The organism is Rhizobium sp. SVR5-2C (assembly GCF_056755115.1).
In genome coordinates this window covers 1-228 of the sequence record NZ_JBNDHT010000690.1, presented here as the reverse complement: position 1 = coordinate 228, position 228 = coordinate 1, and the positions used below count along the sequence as shown (strand labels likewise).

General features: G+C 62.7%; 1 pseudogene. It reads right to left on the bottom strand.

Features of this window, described 5'->3' with window-relative positions:
- Positions 1–228, bottom strand: a pseudogene (locus ACPYOI_RS37390) (Flp pilus assembly protein CpaB); the annotation flags it as partial.

The following is a 228-nucleotide window of genomic DNA, read 5'->3' as shown; positions in this document are numbered from 1 at the left end:
TTTGCCAGCGGGCAAAAGGGCCGAAAGGATGCGGCTGTTTGAATAGGCGAGTTTTTCCGGCCGGATCGGCTCGCCTCCGAAGCTCGGTAGGCGTACCACCGCACCCTTCATGTCCTTGATCGCGCCGGGCTTGTCGGCTTCGGTGATAGAGCCCTGAACAACGCCGCAGCGTGGCCGGGGCATCCAATGCACGGCCTTGTCGTCAATGCGGGCGCCTACGGGCAGATT